This is a genomic window from Salmonella sp. 32031103-2018-00083-FB-01-SM-01 (genome assembly GCF_017571995.1).
In the GTDB taxonomy this organism is placed as follows: Bacteria; Pseudomonadota; Gammaproteobacteria; order Enterobacterales; family Enterobacteriaceae; genus Salmonella; species Salmonella enterica.
In genome coordinates, this window is sequence record NZ_JAGEQL010000006.1 from 143811 (window position 1) to 160055 (window position 16245).

At 51.3% G+C, this 16245-nt stretch carries 12 protein-coding genes; 4 read left to right on the forward strand and 8 right to left on the reverse strand.

Features of this window, described 5'->3' with window-relative positions; genetic code table 11:
* Positions 1–107 precede the first annotated feature (107 nt).
* The 4 genes from pgtE to pgtC all read right to left on the reverse strand — a co-directional run bounded on the left by pgtE (position 108) and on the right by pgtC (position 5747).
* Positions 108–1046: an omptin family outer membrane protease PgtE gene (gene pgtE, locus J4614_RS17445; protein WP_000716005.1), complete on the reverse strand. Its 939-nt coding sequence runs from the start codon at positions 1044–1046 to the stop codon at positions 108–110.
* A gap of 267 nt (positions 1047–1313) precedes the next feature.
* Positions 1314–2561 carry a two-component system response regulator PgtA gene (pgtA, locus tag J4614_RS17450; protein ID WP_000930843.1) on the reverse strand — a complete coding sequence of 416 codons (1248 nt, stop codon included), beginning with the start codon at positions 2559–2561 and terminating at the stop codon, positions 1314–1316.
* Positions 2551–4557: a two-component system sensor histidine kinase PgtB gene (gene pgtB, locus J4614_RS17455; protein WP_000678493.1), complete on the reverse strand. Its 2007-nt coding sequence runs from the start codon at positions 4555–4557 to the stop codon at positions 2551–2553. Before pgtB ends, pgtA begins: the two co-directional genes overlap by 11 nt.
* The gene (gene pgtC, locus J4614_RS17460; protein ID WP_000467983.1) at positions 4554–5747 is read right to left on the reverse strand and encodes a phosphoglycerate transport regulator PgtC; all 1194 of its coding nucleotides are present in this window, start codon (positions 5745–5747) and stop codon (positions 4554–4556) included. The genes pgtB and pgtC overlap by 4 nt, the downstream gene beginning before the upstream one ends.
* 435 nt (positions 5748–6182) lie before the next feature.
* On the opposite strand from pgtC, the gene pgtP reads away from it, so the two are divergent.
* Positions 6183–7574: a phosphoglycerate transporter PgtP gene (pgtP, locus tag J4614_RS17465; RefSeq protein WP_000955743.1), complete on the forward strand. Its 1392-nt coding sequence runs from the start codon at positions 6183–6185 to the stop codon at positions 7572–7574.
* Between the two features lie 275 nt (positions 7575–7849).
* Here pgtP and J4614_RS17470 read toward each other — a convergent pair whose 3' ends face one another.
* Entirely contained in the window at positions 7850–8092 is a 243-nt protein-coding gene (locus J4614_RS17470) for a YfdY family protein (protein WP_000639889.1), read from the reverse strand.
* Between the two features lie 521 nt (positions 8093–8613).
* On the opposite strand from J4614_RS17470, the gene lpxP reads away from it, so the two are divergent.
* Complete coding sequence (lpxP, locus tag J4614_RS17475; RefSeq protein WP_000484431.1) at positions 8614–9534, forward strand: kdo(2)-lipid IV(A) palmitoleoyltransferase; 921 nt, start codon at positions 8614–8616, stop codon at positions 9532–9534.
* Between the two features lie 402 nt (positions 9535–9936).
* Positions 9937–10008, forward strand: a complete 72-nt coding sequence (ypdK, locus tag J4614_RS17480) for a membrane protein YpdK (RefSeq protein ID WP_010723117.1) — start codon at positions 9937–9939, stop codon at positions 10006–10008.
* 49 nt (positions 10009–10057) lie between these two features.
* Here ypdK and alaC read toward each other — a convergent pair whose 3' ends face one another.
* Complete coding sequence (gene alaC, locus J4614_RS17485) at positions 10058–11296, reverse strand: alanine transaminase (protein WP_000763118.1); 1239 nt, start codon at positions 11294–11296, stop codon at positions 10058–10060.
* A 721-nt stretch (positions 11297–12017) separates the two neighbouring features.
* Entirely contained in the window at positions 12018–12983 is a 966-nt protein-coding gene (gene glk, locus J4614_RS17490; RefSeq protein WP_000170372.1) for a glucokinase, read from the reverse strand.
* A 203-nt stretch (positions 12984–13186) separates the two neighbouring features.
* Here glk and J4614_RS17495 point away from each other — a divergent pair, with 203 nt between their 5' ends.
* The gene (locus tag J4614_RS17495; RefSeq protein WP_000468932.1) at positions 13187–14422 is read left to right on the forward strand and encodes an ion channel protein; all 1236 of its coding nucleotides are present in this window, start codon (positions 13187–13189) and stop codon (positions 14420–14422) included.
* A gap of 19 nt (positions 14423–14441) precedes the next feature.
* Here the strand turns inward: J4614_RS17495 and J4614_RS17500 are convergent, their stop codons facing one another.
* Complete coding sequence (locus J4614_RS17500) at positions 14442–16094, reverse strand: alpha-keto acid decarboxylase family protein (RefSeq protein WP_208293261.1); 1653 nt, start codon at positions 16092–16094, stop codon at positions 14442–14444.
* Positions 16095–16245: the final 151 nt, after the last annotated feature.

A 16245-nucleotide genomic window follows, 5' to 3' on the forward strand; every position in this document is an offset into this window, starting at 1 on the left:
CCCTTTCATGTTGCTTTTATTGCCCCTATGCAATATCACCAGACATGCCATATGTTCAGCAAAAAGTCGTCATCGGCCGGTTATGACCGATGACATCCCGATGTGGTCTAGAAGCGGTACTGCAACCCCGCGGTAACCGTATAGTTATTATTAGCTATACCTGCGGCATCGCCACCAAAATACGCCGTATCACCGCTGGTTTTATCTATGATTTGCGTACCGCCCTTACCTTCTTCATATTTACTGTAAGCAAACTCAGCAAAGATTTTTGCATTACTGGTAATATAATATCCGGCGTCAATAGAAGCGCCATAATATCGTGAATTTTCCGTTTTTTCACGGAAGGTAAGTTTGCGCATGTAGTGTTCGTCATTATCATGCGCATTTACCCAGTCGCTGTATTTAAACAGTACATTACACTCAAAGTCATTAATACGATAATCACCCGCCAGCCCGATATAGGGCATTTCGAAACGCTGGCTATAACCTATGCCGCGCACGCCATGAGGAAAATTACCAATATATCGACCATTATCATAAATATAAGACCCGCCTCTTGCCGTCCAGCTAAAACGGGTTTCCTGATAGCCCGCTGTTACGCCCGCCTTGTAGTTATCGCCCTGCAATAACCAACCTTTCACGTTCAAATCGTATTCATTAGCATAGTTGACGCTGGTGTCCGGATGAATTGAACGATCGGTCCAGCCTGGCTGCTCACTGCTCATCCAGTCATGGTCAACCATATGACCCGATCCCGACGCCAAAGACGTCCAGCCGCGGGCGTCCAGCGTCATGAACGAATAGGGTTCCCATGATAAATCCCCCTGCAACGTGGCGACATTTTTTATTTTCCAGTCCAGTTGACTCAGCTTCCGCCCGGTGTCGGTATCATAAACCAGCTCCCTGGATTTACCATTTAACACTCCCACGGAAAGGGATGTCGTGACGCTCTCAGGAGAGACGTCCGGAATAAATAAGGTAGACTCCGCATAAGCCGACTCAGAAAATACGGCGATCATCATTACTGCAATAGCATGTTTTTTCATTTCTCTTGTCCTCATATTCAGATGTAATCTGGAGAGGTAATGAAGTTTTCATCTTGTCAAATCGTCGGACAAGAGTACATTTATTACGCCAGAGAAATTGACGCATTTTTACTTTATATTGAAGTTAAGAAATAGAATTCGATGCTCAGGAGAATAATAAGCAAGCTATAATCATGATGGAATGATTTACCATTACGGTGATGCGACGTTATCTGGCTAACGACATCGTTGCTGATGTTGTCAGCCAGATTGAAAGTAACTGTAATATCAGAATTTATAATGCTCTTTACTTAGACCATATTTTTTCATGCGCAGATAAAGTTTTTTACGGGGAATTTGCAGGTACTCCGCCACTTCATTAATTCGTCCCTGATGAATATTTAATGCTTCGGTAATGATTTGTCGCTCATACTCTTCAACGCGCCGGTCAAGCGGGGTCGGCTCCTGCAGAAGTAACTGCGGGTTGACCGTTTCCGCCAGCGGCAGCACGCCAACAGCGAAAAGCTCCGCCGCATTAGCCAGTTCGCGCACATTGCTTGGCCAGGCGCGTCGCATTATTCCTTTCAGTAATTCCCCCGCTATTTCCGGCACTGGATGATTGAGTCGCAGGCAGGCTTTTCGAAGATAATGGCGAAATAACGGCTCGATATCATCCGGTCGCTGAGAAAGAGACTGGCAGGCGATTTGGGTCATGGCGAAACAGTAGTAAAGCTCGGCCGCAATCTGGTTAGCTGCCGCCTGCTCCACCAGCGAAGCGCTGCCAACGCCCACCAAACGAAAAGGCCGATGCTCCAGGCTTTGTAAACGCGCCAGATGGTGCTGCTGTTCGCGTGTCAGATATTCGGGATGACTCAACACCAGCGTACCTCCTTGCGCCTGGTCGATGAATGTCTCCAACTGCCCGGCATTCTCCGGCGTGAGTTCATAGCGTACAAACGGCCCTTTCGCGTTACGCCCCAGTTGATGGAGATAACGGGCGCCAGTCATACGTCCAGTGCCATGCTCACCGTAAAACCATACGGCAATGTCCGTTTCCGCCAGTTGTTGTAACCGTTGTCGAAACTGATTCATCCACTCGCTGCGCCCAATCAGTTCAACCTGTAACGTCTGCTGGCAATATTGCCGCCGTGCAATGACCGACCGGCGCTGGCGTAGCGCGTCTTCAATTAATATCAACAGCTTGCCCGGATCGACGGGTTTTTGCAGAAAATCCCAGGCGCCCTTTTTCACCGCATCAACCGCCATCGGTACATCGCCATGTCCGGTAATCAATAAGATTGGCAGTTGATCGTCATCCTGATGAAACAGCGTCATAAGATCGATACCGGAACACCCCGGCATACATACATCGCTCAAAACGATCCCCTCCCAATCCGCTTTTACCCACTCTTTGGCCTCGAAAGGATGGGTAAAGCCACGCACGCGGTAGCCTGCCTGCTCAAGCATTTGGGTATAGGCGTCAAGTACATCAACGTCATCATCAATCAGCAAAATAGAACATTCATCATTCAACATCATCGACATCCGTTACCGAGAATTGCAGCACCACGCAAGCGTTACGCGTCAGCGTCGACGCCAGACGCAGGTCGCCCTTCATTTGCGCCATCAGCGACACGCTAATCGACAGCCCAATACCCAACCCGACAGCTTTACTGGTGGTAAACGGCTTGAGTAAAGAGGGCAACAGCGCCACAGGCCAGCCAGGGCCGTTATCTGCAATATAAACCTCCAGCGCCTCTCCCTGCGTCTGCCACGTCACCGCGATCGCCGCATCATGCGAACAGGCGTCAAGCGCATTCGCCAGCACATTCACCAGAACCTGCTGAATACGCACTTCATCGCCGCTAACCCATACGGTGTCGGTTGGCAGTGAAAGCGCTCCCTGCCGGGATTGGTGGCGCATGGCTAATAACTCCCATGCCGCCACGAAGGTTTGGCGCAGATCAACGGGATACAATGGCGTTTCCAGCTCCGCCCGGCGGGTAAACTGCCGCAGCGAACGGATAATGGCGTCAATCCGGTTAATGAGCCCTTCCGCTTTGGTGAGCGTATTTCTCGCTTGTCCGCTCTGACCTTGTTCAATCGCGCGTCCCGCCGTAAATAAATACATTGAAAGCGCATTCAGCGGCTGGTTAATTTCATGCGCCAGCGTGGTCATGGTCTGGCCGACTACCGCCAGTTTCGCCGTCTGAATCAACTCATCCTGCATGGCGCGCAGGTCGGCTTCTATCTCTTTGCGCTCGGCGACCTCTTGTTCAAGCTGCCTGCGTTGCATATTGAGCTGGCCCAGCGTATGACGTAGCAAACGGGCTATCCGTCCTAGCTCATCGCGCCCGTAAACCGGGATAGTCGAGTCGGTTCTCCCCAGCCCTATCTGTACCACAGCCTGATTAAGCGCGGTAAAACGCTTTACCAGCCGGGAACGGATAAAATAGTGGTTGAGTCCCCAGGCCAGCAGCAACGCCAGGAGCGTTGCCACTAAAATAAGCCCGCCGCTAACGCGGACAATCTGTTCCAGGCGTTGATTGAACGTCTGCATTTGCTGGTGACTACTACCTAACTGCGCCTCAAGCAGCGTGCGAAAGCGCCCTAGCGTAGCCTCTCTGGCGCGGCTGGCGTCCAGTAAGGCTTTTTGCGCCGCAACATAATCGCGCATGGTATCGGGCATCTTATTTTTTACCATCCCGATTTCCAATAGTTCGTCGATGGTTTGCCGCAGCGTGATCGTACTGGGCCAGTCATCCAGCGCACGAATATTCTCATCCGCCGTTTTTTTTAGGTTTTCCAGATAGCGAATATGGGTCTCCACCAGCATCCCGTCATTATTGCCGGACTTGAGCTCATTCAATCTGTCGCGCAGGTCGTCAACAATCTGATTTTCAATTCGCGCCAGGGTATATACCTGCTGCTGCTCGTTCTGCACCTCGCGCGAACGTTGCAAATACTGCGCTGCATCGCCCTGATTCGCCTCAATTTGATCGAGCAGCGTCCCCTGCTGCCAGGTAAAATCCTGTACCAGCGAATTTAGCTCCGTGGTGAAATCATCATGGAGCCAGTCAATACGAGCGGAAAGCTCGCTGACTTTCTCCCGCACCAAAAACATGTTGTAGAGGGCGTTGTCCAGCTCCGCCAGCAAGGTCCGGCTATCCTGTAAAATGACGGCCAGTTGCCGGCGCTCAGCAAGCTGAAGCCCCTGACTGAGACGCTCAATCTTATCCAGATGCTGAATAATCTGCGTACGTAACTGCAAACGTACCGTCGTGTTCGGCGCCAACAAAAATTCATTGAGTTGATCCACGGCCAGATTCAGGTTCCCCTCAATTAAAAAAGCGGAATGGATGCGAGGGAAATATTCATCAAGCGAATAACGAACCTGCGAACTTTGCTCATGCCAGGAATAAAGGCTGACCATACTGACAATCAGCGTCAGTAATGCGCCCGTTAAAAATGCACCCCGTAAACTGTTGCTGATACTGAGCTGACGAAGCCGTTGCAATAATCTCCCCTTCATTTCAGCTCTTCCAGTTTGTGAATCGCCAGCCGCTGATTGTTCAGAAACCAGATCTGCCACTCCATCATTTTTTGTTCGGCAAAGCTTTTATTATCAAACTGCGCCAGCCAGGTTTCATCTTCGCTGCTTGCCGCATCCACCGGGACGCTGGTCAATAAGGCTCTGATTTCAGGTAAGGGGCGTTTAAGCCGCGTTTCTGCGCTGTGCAACGCTCGCCATGCATCTTTAAGCTGCGCAAGACGAAAACTGATCGCGGTATCAAACATGCGTTGTACCAGTTGCTGACGCTTCAGGATCAGACGATAGTTCAACGGCGGCTGGGCCATCAAACGCTGTTGTTGCGCGGCGCGAGGATTATCGGCGCTAAGCGGTGCGACGGGATACTTACCGGTATTCGCGTCAGCCAGTATCCTTTGCCCTTTCGGACTTAATAAGTAATGAATAAAAGCACGCGCTTCGTCTGCATGACGGCTGTTTTTCAACACCGCGACGTAAGTGGGCGACACCGCAGAATACGGAAAATAGGTAAAAGCAAGATTAGGATCGTTAAGTAGCAAATTAGCATAGTTATCAATGACCGGCCCGGCAACGCCAAGCCCGCTTTTGATTTTATCCGCTACGCCGAAACTGCGAGAGGAAATCGTGACCAGATTACCCGAGATTGCCAGCAGCGTCGCCCATCCTGCCGTCCAGCCTTTTTGCTGCAACAGCGACTCTACCATCAAATGATTCGTGTCTGAGCGTGACGGACTGCTCATTAATAAAGCGCCCTGGTAACTGGGCAGGCCCATATCCTGCCAGTCAGCAGGTGGCGGAAGATGGCGCGCAGCGAGCGCTGAACGATTGATCAATAGCCCAAATCCGGATACCGCTACCGCCACTGAAGTTGAGCGGATAGAACGCGGCACCAGCTTCTGGCTGGCGGCAGGCGCGCTATCCAATAGCGCCAGCTTTTGGTGCTCCTGAAGGTGTTGCAACAGCATGGGGGATGACGTCAGGATCAGATCGACATTTTCCGCATTTGCCGTATCAAGTAATTGCTCTAAAGAACCGCTGGTACGGTTGAGCGTACGAATCATGACGGAACCCGGCTCCGTCTGCCAGCGCTGGATAATCCAGGCGGTCGCGCTGGGTGAAAAGGTCGTTGCCATCACCAGCTCGCGGCTGTACGCCTGGCAAGAACCGAACATCGCCGCCAGCCATAGCGTAAAAGCGCCCACTCTGGCGAAACGACCACAGCATGAGAAAAGTCGATTTGTGATCCCGTTCATAAATATCGATATCACATAAAGAAAATATTGAGACAAAACTTACCCTTTTATTTCTGTTGGCATCCAGAACAACGTTATTTGAATAATAACGGGTCCGTCGCTCGAAAACATCAATAAAGCGTATCAGATTACTGGCAGCAAATTTGTTAATATCCGCACATGCTAACGATAAAACGGCCATGCCAATAATTAAAGTTTCACCACACCCTTCAGGATGGGTCAAAAATAACCTTTAAATTCACCCAATTGAGTCAATTTTGACACATTTCTTCGACTTGAATTTTATTGTCACTCCTTTCACTCTACCGACAAAACCTCCTGATGTTCATCTCACTATAAAATACAGGTGACTCCATGTTAACAATATTAAAAACAGGGCAATCGGCGCATAAAGTCCCACCGGAAAAAGTCCAGGCTACGTATGGTCGATATCGTATACAGGCATTGTTAAGCGTATTTCTGGGATATCTCGCTTACTATATAGTCAGAAACAACTTCACATTATCGACGCCTTATTTAAAAGAGCAATTGGATCTCAGCGCTACGCAAATCGGCCTGCTGAGTAGCTGTATGCTTATTGCTTACGGAATCAGTAAAGGCGTAATGAGCAGTCTGGCGGATAAAGCCAGCCCAAAAGTCTTCATGGCGTGCGGTCTGGTACTCTGCGCGATTGTTAACGTTGGGCTGGGATTCAGTAGCGCATTCTGGATATTTGCCGCTCTGGTGGTCTTCAATGGCCTTTTTCAGGGCATGGGCGTCGGCCCCTCGTTTATTACCATTGCAAACTGGTTCCCTCGTCGGGAGCGCGGACGCGTAGGCGCCTTCTGGAATATCTCGCATAACGTTGGCGGCGGGATCGTCGCGCCTATCGTCGGTGCGGCTTTTGCGATATTGGGCAGCGAACACTGGCAAAGCGCCAGTTATATCGTTCCGGCCTGCGTCGCCATCATTTTTGCCTTAATTGTTCTGGTATTGGGAAAAGGTTCGCCGCGCGAAGAAGGTCTTCCCTCCCTGGAACAGATGATGCCGGAAGAAAAAGTCGTACTGAAAACGAAGAATATGGCAAAAGCGCCGGAAAATATGAGCGCATGGCAAATCTTCTGTACTTATGTGCTGCGCAATAAAAATGCCTGGTATATTTCGCTGGTGGATGTCTTCGTCTATATGGTGCGGTTTGGCATGATTAGCTGGTTGCCTATCTATCTGTTGACAGTAAAACACTTTTCAAAAGAACAGATGAGCGTCGCGTTTCTCTTTTTCGAATGGGCGGCGATTCCCTCTACGCTACTGGCAGGCTGGCTGTCAGATAAACTGTTTAAGGGCCGCAGAATGCCGTTAGCCATGATTTGCATGGCGCTGATTTTTGTCTGTCTGATCGGATACTGGAAAAGTGAATCTTTGCTGATGGTAACGATTTTCGCCGCCATTGTAGGTTGTCTGATTTACGTCCCGCAATTCCTCGCGTCCGTACAGACAATGGAGATAGTCCCCAGCTTTGCCGTAGGTTCCGCCGTCGGTTTACGTGGGTTCATGAGCTATATTTTCGGCGCCTCGTTGGGCACCAGCCTGTTTGGCGTCATGGTGGATAAACTTGGCTGGTACGGCGGATTTTATCTTCTGATGGGCGGCATCGTGTGCTGCATTCTATTCTGTTACCTCTCCCATCGCGGCGCGCTGGAACTGGAACGCCAGCGCCAGAATGCGTTACATAATCAGGACTCGCTGCAGCTTGCGGACGCGCAATAAACGATTAGCCTTCCCGGGGAACAGAAGCGCCGACATTGTCGGCGCTATCTATTCGCTGACATCGTATATACCCAAAATAATTCGAGTTGCTTAAAGGCGGCAAGGGAGTGAGTCCCCAGGAGCATAGATAACGATGTGACTGGGGTGAGCGACAAATCTGCCGGGAGCAGATTTGAACGTCGCGTGCGACGGCCCGTCAGGGCGAGGCCCATGGATGGGTCGAGTAATCCGTAGCCAACACATAAGCAACTTGAAGTATGAAGGGTATGTACTGACTAACGCTTACCGTATCCCACCATAAAGCGAATAATTAACCCACATGCCGGTGCGAGAAAAAGCAATAATCCGCTAACGATGTCATCGCCATCCTGCAGCCATACATTGAGTAAATAAATCAGCGCGGCAAGGATAACCATTCCCGTAAAAGAAGAAACCGCAGAAAAAGCCCCCATCACCTGACCGATATAGCCACTCACGGCAAGTATACTTATTGCAAGAAATGTCCATAAATAGATCATCTATAATACCTCCTGTCTATGGCAAGGCTTCCATATAGCCTTACGGTCCCTCTCACTTCTCCTTTAAGATAAACCTTATCAGCAAGTCATTTCCATAACATTTATCTCACATTTTATTTTTTTAATCATTTTTCAATGACCTTCGTCTGAAATAAAATTATTACTGTAAAAACAATGCATTAAAAATAATGATTAGCTTATTTTTGCTACGGGAGAAATATTTACGCTTCTTGATAAAGAATTTCTGGGCGCGAGTAAATAACTGGTGGTACATTAGCTTGCCTGGCGTTCATGCCCTCGTGGTTTAGTACTGACTTAGTTTTACACTCCTTACGGGAACCATTGTCGTACATGATGGCCTAACTATACGTAAATCATTCAAGTTACCCTGATGGGCTTACTCAAGTAAGTGCTTCGGATAAGCGAACGCAACTTGAAGGATGATGCGTATTTCAGAGTGTACCGCTGCGGATAATGACTCTTCTGCGATACATTATTTTCGTATCTACAGAAGGTATTTTATGTTTCCTCAAAGCAAATTTTCACGCGCGTTTTTGCACCCGCGCTACTGGCTGACGTGGTTTGGCGTTGGTGTCCTCTGGTTACTGGTGCAGCTTCCCTACCCGGTTTTGCGTTTTCTGGGCACCCGCACCGGTAAACTGGCGCGCCCCTTCCTGAAGCGACGTGAGTCGATCGCCCAGAAAAATATTGAACTCTGTTTTCCGACCCTCTCCCGGGAAGAAAGGGAAAAACTGATCGCCGAGAATTTCCACTCTCTTGGCATGGCGCTGCTTGAAACGGGCATGGCCTGGTTCTGGCCTGATAGCCGGGTTCGCAAATGGTTTGATGTGGACGGGCTGGACAACCTTACCCGTGCGCAGGCGCAAAATCGCGGCGTAATGGTCGTTGGCGTGCATTTTATGTCGCTGGAATTGGGAGGCCGGGTAATGGGTCTCTGCCAGCCGATGATGGCGACCTATCGTCCGCATAACAATCCGCTCATGGAGTGGGTACAGACGCGCGGTCGTATGCGCTCAAATAAAGCGATGATTGGCAGAAACAATCTGCGCGGCATTGTGGGCGCGCTAAAAAAAGGGGAAGCCGTTTGGTTTGCTCCCGACCAGGACTACGGCCCTAAAGGTAGCTCCTTTGCGCCATTTTTCGCGGTTGAAAACGTCGCCACCACCAACGGCACCTATGTACTGTCCAGGCTGTCTGGCGCCGCCATGTTGACCGTTACAATGGTAAGGAAATCCGATAACTCGGGTTATCGTCTGTATATTACCCCTGAAATGGAAGGTTACCCGGCAGATGAAAATCAAGCCGCTGCCTATATGAATAAAATTATTGAGAAAGAGATCATGCGCGCCCCGGAGCAATATCTCTGGATCCATCGCCGTTTCAAGACTCGCCCGTTGGGGGAAGCGTCACTCTACATCTGAAAAAGGCCGCAAGGCCTTTTATTTTGGCATTTCGCATTGTCATAATATTCATATCGTAAATTACTCATTCCTGCTTTTAGCGATAAGTCTCCTGTTTACAGGCGATTTTTTACTGTGTCGGCGGCGTCGCTCAATAGCGATTCATCACTGTCAGAAATTAAACTGTCGCCGATTCCCGACACTTGTAAGTTACTAAAAGTAAATAAGAAAATGCCTCTTGTTTCACCTCATTTTTAGGCGTACATTAGCGCCGTCTGGAGCGATGACGCGCAGAATTCTGAGGTGATGCAGGCGGTCGAAACACGAATAATTCTCAATTTCGTATTGTCCGGCATCAACTCTCTATAATCAGGTAAGTGTAAGTTCATTTAGGCGTACGACAGGTACGCGGAGAGATGAAACGTGAAATATTTCTTTATGGGCATTTCATTTATGGTCATTGTTTGGGCCGGTACTTTCGCCCTGATGATTTAAAAGTACAATGCAAAGAAAAACAGGAGCCATGGGGCTCCTGTTTGCTTTTCTACTCCGTGCTCGCCTCAACGGGTTTTGGATGTGACGGCAGCACGCCATCGGCGCGGAACATCGCTTTAATCCCTCTGACGGCCTGGCGAATGCGGTCGCGATTCTCTATTAATGCAAAGCGTACATGGGTGTCGCCATAATCACCAAAGCCTATCCCTGGAGAAACGCAAACCTTCGCCTCATTCAGCAGCTTCTTGGCAAACTCAAGCGATCCCATCGCCGCATATTGCTCCGGGATTTTCGCCCAGACGTACATTGAGGCTTTCGGCATTTCAACCATCCAGCCCGCCTCATGCAGCCCCTTCACCAGCACATCGCGACGACGTTTATACTGCTCGGCGATATCGCGCACGCACTGCTGATCGCCTTCCAGAGCGGCGATAGCCGCCACCTGAAGCGGGGTAAAGGTGCCATAATCGTGATAACTTTTAATGCGCGCCAGCGCGCTGACCAGGGTTTTATTGCCCACCATAAACCCAATACGCCAGCCCGCCATATTATAGCTTTTCGACAGTGTGAAAAATTCGACCGCCACGTCGCGCGCGCCAGGCACCTGCATAATGGATGGCGCTTTCCAGCCGTCGTACACGATATCGGCATACGCCAGATCGTGCACTACCAGCACATCATAACGTTTAGCCAGAGCGACCACTTTTTCAAAAAATTCCAGTTCGACGCACTGGGCCGTAGGGTTAGACGGAAAACCCAAAATCATCATTTTCGGTTTCGGATAACTTTCGCGAATAGCGCGCTCCAGCTCGTTGAAGAAATCCACCCCCTCTACCAATGGAACCGAACGCACCTGCGCCCCGGCGATAACGGCGCCATAGATATGAATCGGGTAACTGGGGTTCGGCACCAGTACCGTATCACCATGATCCAGCGTCGCCAGCATTAAATGCGCCAGTCCCTCTTTGGAACCGATGGTCACAATCGCTTCGGTTTCCGGATCGATATCGACATCATAACGTTCCTGATACCAGTGAGAAATCGCGCGGCGTAAACGCGGTATGCCGCGAGACGTGGAATAACCGTGCGTATCCGGACGCTGCGCGACGGTGCAAAGTTTTTCGACAATGTGGGGAGGGGTTGCGCCATCAGGATTACCCATACTGAAATCAATAATATCTTCGCCGCGCCGACGCGCAGCCATTTTGAGTTCAGCGGTGATGTTAAAAACATAGGGCGGAAGGCGATCGATACGCGTAAAGCGACGTTCAGGGCGGAAGTCAGCCATAATATCCTCAGATTAACGTTAGCGCCCGGACCGTCCGAGCGACGCTGCCACGATGGTGGCTCCTTTAGAAAATAGCCTGAAAATTTTCTTCCTGTCGAGAGGCTAATGAAAATATTTTTTAGCGACGAAAAAGAGGAACAACAGTAAAAATTTACTTTTTAAGCGTGTCGTTATAGCATCAAAAAAAACAATATTATTAACAAATTGATATCTTTGAATTTACCTAAAGCGGTACAGCCGACGATAATTTCCTGTCAATAAACCTTATCTCAAATAATCCCCTTTTGATTTTGTGGTTTTTCCTCTTTAACCAAAATCCTTACTAAGGATAATGGTATTCAATCATGTCATATTGCGGTGTTTTTCAGGGACATTTCCCCGAAAATAAAGATCCTTTCCGGCAAGATGCCGCGATGAAACCGTAAATAAGGCAGCGAACCGGGTACGTATAATAAAATAAATCCCTGTTTTCGCCTGACTAACCGCCATGACGTGATGACTCAACGCGCTGGTGTTTGACCTTTCGCTCAGCAAGAGTAAAGTGAAATAATTCAGTCAGTTGAAGTATTCATGCACAGGAACGGCAATGAAAAAAACCGCGTGAGGCACGCGGTTTGAGACTGGCAAGAGAATGATTAATTGCCTGATGACGCTGCGCTTATCAGGCCTACAGATGACACACTTTTGTAGGCCGGATAAGGCATTTATGCCACCATCTGGCTTATAGAATATGACCTAATGTCTGGCGCAGATGCGCGCCGGAACCTAACAAGCCAGGATTATCATGGACAATCAGATAGACCGGAATACCGTGTACATAATCTTTAAAGCGGCCTTTATCTTCAAAGCCACCACGGAAGCCGGACGCTTTAAAAAATTCCAGGAAGCGCGGGACAATACCGCCAGCGATATAAACGCCGCCAAATGTCCCCATAGTTAACGCCAGATCGCCGCCAAATCGCCCCATGATGACGCAAAAGAGCGATAACGCGCGGCGACAATCGATACAGCTATCCGCCAGGGCGCGTTCGGTAATATCTTTCGGGCGCAGATTTTCCGGCAGACGGTTGTCGGACTTAACAATCGCCCGGTAAAGATTCACCAGCCCGGGGCCAGACAGCACGCGCTCGGCGGAAACATGGCCAATTTCGGCGCGCAATATTTCCAGAATCATAGCTTCTTCTTCGCTATTAGGCGCAAAATCGACATGCCCGCCTTCGCCCGGAAGGCTAATCCAACGCTTATCCACATGCACCAGATGCGCCACGCCCAAGCCGGTTCCCGCGCCATACACCGCAATAGGTTTGCCGTCTACCGGTTCGCCGCCGCCGAACTGAATTAAATGCTCTTTTTTTAGCATCGGGATCGCCATCGACACGGCGGTGAAATCGTTAATGATTTCCAGATGGCTAAAGCCGAGATTTTTTTTCATTTCCGCAATAGAAAAAGCCCAGGTATGGTTAGTCATCGCTACCCAGTCACCGGTAATCGGGCAGGCTATGGCGATACAACCATCTTCCACGTTGACGCTATGCTCATCGAGATAAACGCGCACCACGGCCTCAAGACTGGGATAATCCAGGCCGGAATACGTTTTGGCCTGCGAGATTTCTCCACTGGCGATATCACACAGGGCAAGACGCGCATTCGTGCCGCCTACATCTCCTACTAAAGCATACTTTGTCATTCTTCTACTGCTCCGCTAAAGTCAAAATAAGTCTTTGTCACACTGTAAATTCATGGGGGCATAACAACAACGGCCATCAGGCTGACTGCCTATAAATATAGATCTTCATCACAGAATTACTTTCTTGTTTCAGCACCAATTGCAGCAATGCCGTCGGGCAGGCTGTGCAAAATAGGTATACGACCCCGTGTAAGGAAGAGATTATGTTCCACCCGCGTGCCCGAACGATGCTGCTGCTGTCGCTCCCCGCACTGATTATTGGCGTAGCGTCAAGCCTGGTTTTAATCGCCTCGATGAAAGTCGCGTCGGTTTTTCAGCAATTTCTTTGGCAACGACTGCCCGCCAGCATCGGCATCGCTTATGATTCGCCGTTCTGGATAGTGGGTATGCTCACGCTAACCGGGATCGTGGTGGGTTTGATTATCCGTTACAGTCCCGGACACGCTGGCCCCGATCCGGCCATCGAACCGTTAATCAGTATGCCGGTCTCGCCATCTGCGCTGCCCGGGCTGCTTCTCGCCTTAATCATCGGCCTTGCTGGTGGGGTAAGTTTGGGGCCAGAGCATCCGATAATGACAATAAATATCGCGCTGGCGGCGGCTTTCGGTTCCCGCCTGTTTCCGCGTATCACGGCGTTAGACTGGACGATTCTGGCCTCAGCGGGCACCATCGGCGCGCTATTCGGCACGCCCGTCGCCGCAGCGCTGATTTTTTCGCAAACCCTTAGCGGCTCTAACGATATTCCCATGTGGGATCGCCTGTTTGCGCCGTTAATGGCGGCAGCGGCGGGGTCACTCACCACCAGCCTGTTCTTTCATCCGCATTTTTCGTTACCCATCGCCCATTACACGCAGATGCGGCTGGTGGACATTGCCAGCGGAGCGATCGTCGCGGCGATCGCCATTGCCGCCGGGATGGTCGCCGTCTGGTGCCTTCCGCGTCTGCATGAGTTGCTGCACCGCCTGAAAAATCCGGTCCTGATTCTCGGCATTGGCGGTTTTATACTGGGTATTCTGGGCGTCATTGGCGGGCCGCTTACCCTCTTTAAAGGACTGGACGAAATGCAACAAATGGCGTTTAGCCAGACGTTGGGCGCGGGAGATTATTTTACCTTAGCCGTCGTCAAACTCGCCGCGCTGGTCATCGCGGCGGCGAGCGGCTTTCGCGGCGGGCGCATTTTTCCGGCTGTGTTTATCGGCGCGGCGCTGGGGCTCATGCTCCATGCCCATGTTGAGGCCGTACCCGCGGCGATTACCGTCTCCTGCGCGATTCTTGGCTTAGTGCTGGTAGTGACACGTGACGGCTGGCTCAGTCTGTTTATGGCGGCAGTCGTCGTACCGGATACCAATCTGCTGCCGCTGCTCTGCATTGTGATGCTCCCCGCCTGGCTATTGCTGGCGGGAAAACCGTTGCTGGCCGCCAACCGTCACGAACCCTAATCCGGCGCAGCGGGGGCCATTATCCCCCGTTGCGAGCTTCAAGCGCCCGGGTCACGGTACGCAGTAATTCCGGCAGATCGGCTTTTGGCAACATCACTTCAATAAATGACAGACGTTGTGGGCGCACCAGACGTTCGAGGACCTCCGCCAGTTGGATAGCCTGCGTCACCCGCCAGCACTCCGCCTGTTGCGCCGCGTTTAGCGCCGATGGTATCTGCGTCCAGTTCCAGCTCGCGATGTCGTTATACCGCTGGGCCGCGCCGTGAATGGCGCGCTCTACGGTATAGCCGTCATTGTTGAGCAGCAGGATGACCGGCGCCTGCCCGTCGCGTAACATCGAGCCCATCTCCTGAATCGTGAGCTGCGCCGCGCCATCGCCGATAATCAGAATCACCCGCCGATCGGGACAGGCGGTTTGCGCGCCAAACGCGGCGGGCAAGGAATAGCCGATAGACCCCCACAGCGGCTGAACCACAACTTCCGCGCCGTCAGGAAGCGACAGCGCGGCAGCGCCAAAGGCGGCGGTCCCCTGGTCGACAAGGATAATATCGCCGGGTTTGAGATACTGCTGTAAAGTTTGCCAGAAGCTTTCCTGGGTCAGTTCTCCCTTATCAATCCGCACTGGCTGTCCGGCGGAACGCGTCGGCGGCGGCGCAAAAGCGCATTCCAGGCACAGTTCGCGCAGCGTAGACACCGCCTGCGCCATCGGGAGGTTGAACCAGGTTTCGCCGATGCGCGACGCGTAAGGCTGAATCTCCAGCGTGCGTTCCGCCGGCAATTGTTGGGTAAATCCGGCCGTAAGGGTATCGACAAAACGGGTGCCGACGCAGATAACCCTATCGGCGTCCTCTATGGCCTGACGCACTTCTTTGCTGCTGGCGCCAGCGCTATAGGTGCCAACGAAGTTCGGGTGCTGCTCATCAAAAAGCCCCTTCCCCATCAGTAGTGTCGCATGAGCGATGGGCGTTTCCGCCATCCAGCGCTGCAACAGTGGTCGTAAACCAAAACGCCCGGCAAGAAAGTCGGCCAATAGCGCAATGCGCCGACTGTTCATCAGGCACTGACGGGCGTGGTAACGAAAAGCCGTCTCCACACCGCTTTGCGCTTCATGCACGGGCAACGCCAGCGCCTCCGTAGGCGGGATGGCCGTTTTTTTCGCCACGTCGGCGGGCAACATGATGTATCCTGGCCTGCGTGCGGCAAGCATTTCACCCAATACACGGTCAATCTCGAAACAGGCGTTCTGTTCATCCAATATTGAGCTGGCAACAGATATCGCCTGACTCATGCGATAAAAATGACGAAAATCGCCGTCACCGAGGGTATGGTGCATCAATTCGCCACGCTGCTGCGCAGCGCTACAGGGCGCGCCGACGATATGCAAGACCGGGACATATTCCGCGTAACTGCCCGCGATACCGTTAATAGCGCTAAGTTCTCCCACGCCAAAGGTGGTGAGTAGCGCTCCAGCGCCCGACATGCGCGCATAACCGTCCGCGGCATAAGCGGCGTTCAGCTCATTAGCGCATCCCACCCAACGCAAGGTCGGGTGGTCAATCACATGGTCAAGAAACTGCAAGTTATAATCGCCCGGTACGCCAAAAAGATGGCCAATGCCGCATCCTGCCAGTCTGTCCAGCAAATAGTCGGCCACGGTATAGGGGTTTTGCATGACAGCTTTCCTTCTGACGTTGACATTATGTTGAGTATTAAGGAATGGCGATGGCTGTCCAGCACGACGGGGATGAAAGCCTGGAAAACAATGTTTACAGCGGCGAACAGTAAAATCCGGATACCGCCTGGCGAGTGTAACCGTATACACT

Excerpts from the sequence above, each read along its gene's own strand:
- pgtE (WP_000716005.1), bottom strand. The coding sequence starts at position 1,046 with ATGAAAAAACATGCTATTGCAGTAATGATGATCGCCGTATTTTCTGAG.
- pgtA (WP_000930843.1), bottom strand. The coding sequence starts at position 2,561 with ATGTTGAATGATGAATGTTCTATTTTGCTGATTGATGATGACGTTGAT.
- pgtB (WP_000678493.1), bottom strand. The coding sequence starts at position 4,557 with ATGAAGGGGAGATTATTGCAACGGCTTCGTCAGCTCAGTATCAGCAAC.
- pgtC (WP_000467983.1), bottom strand. The coding sequence starts at position 5,747 with ATGTTCGGTTCTTGCCAGGCGTACAGCCGCGAGCTGGTGATGGCAACG.
- pgtP (WP_000955743.1), top strand. The coding sequence starts at position 6,183 with ATGTTAACAATATTAAAAACAGGGCAATCGGCGCATAAAGTCCCACCG.
- J4614_RS17470 (WP_000639889.1), bottom strand. The coding sequence starts at position 8,092 with ATGATCTATTTATGGACATTTCTTGCAATAAGTATACTTGCCGTGAGT.
- lpxP (WP_000484431.1), top strand. The coding sequence starts at position 8,614 with ATGTTTCCTCAAAGCAAATTTTCACGCGCGTTTTTGCACCCGCGCTAC.
- alaC (WP_000763118.1), bottom strand. The coding sequence starts at position 11,296 with ATGGCTGACTTCCGCCCTGAACGTCGCTTTACGCGTATCGATCGCCTT.
- glk (WP_000170372.1), bottom strand. The coding sequence starts at position 12,983 with ATGACAAAGTATGCTTTAGTAGGAGATGTAGGCGGCACGAATGCGCGT.
- J4614_RS17495 (WP_000468932.1), top strand. The coding sequence starts at position 13,187 with ATGTTCCACCCGCGTGCCCGAACGATGCTGCTGCTGTCGCTCCCCGCA.
- J4614_RS17500 (WP_208293261.1), bottom strand. The coding sequence starts at position 16,094 with ATGCAAAACCCCTATACCGTGGCCGACTATTTGCTGGACAGACTGGCA.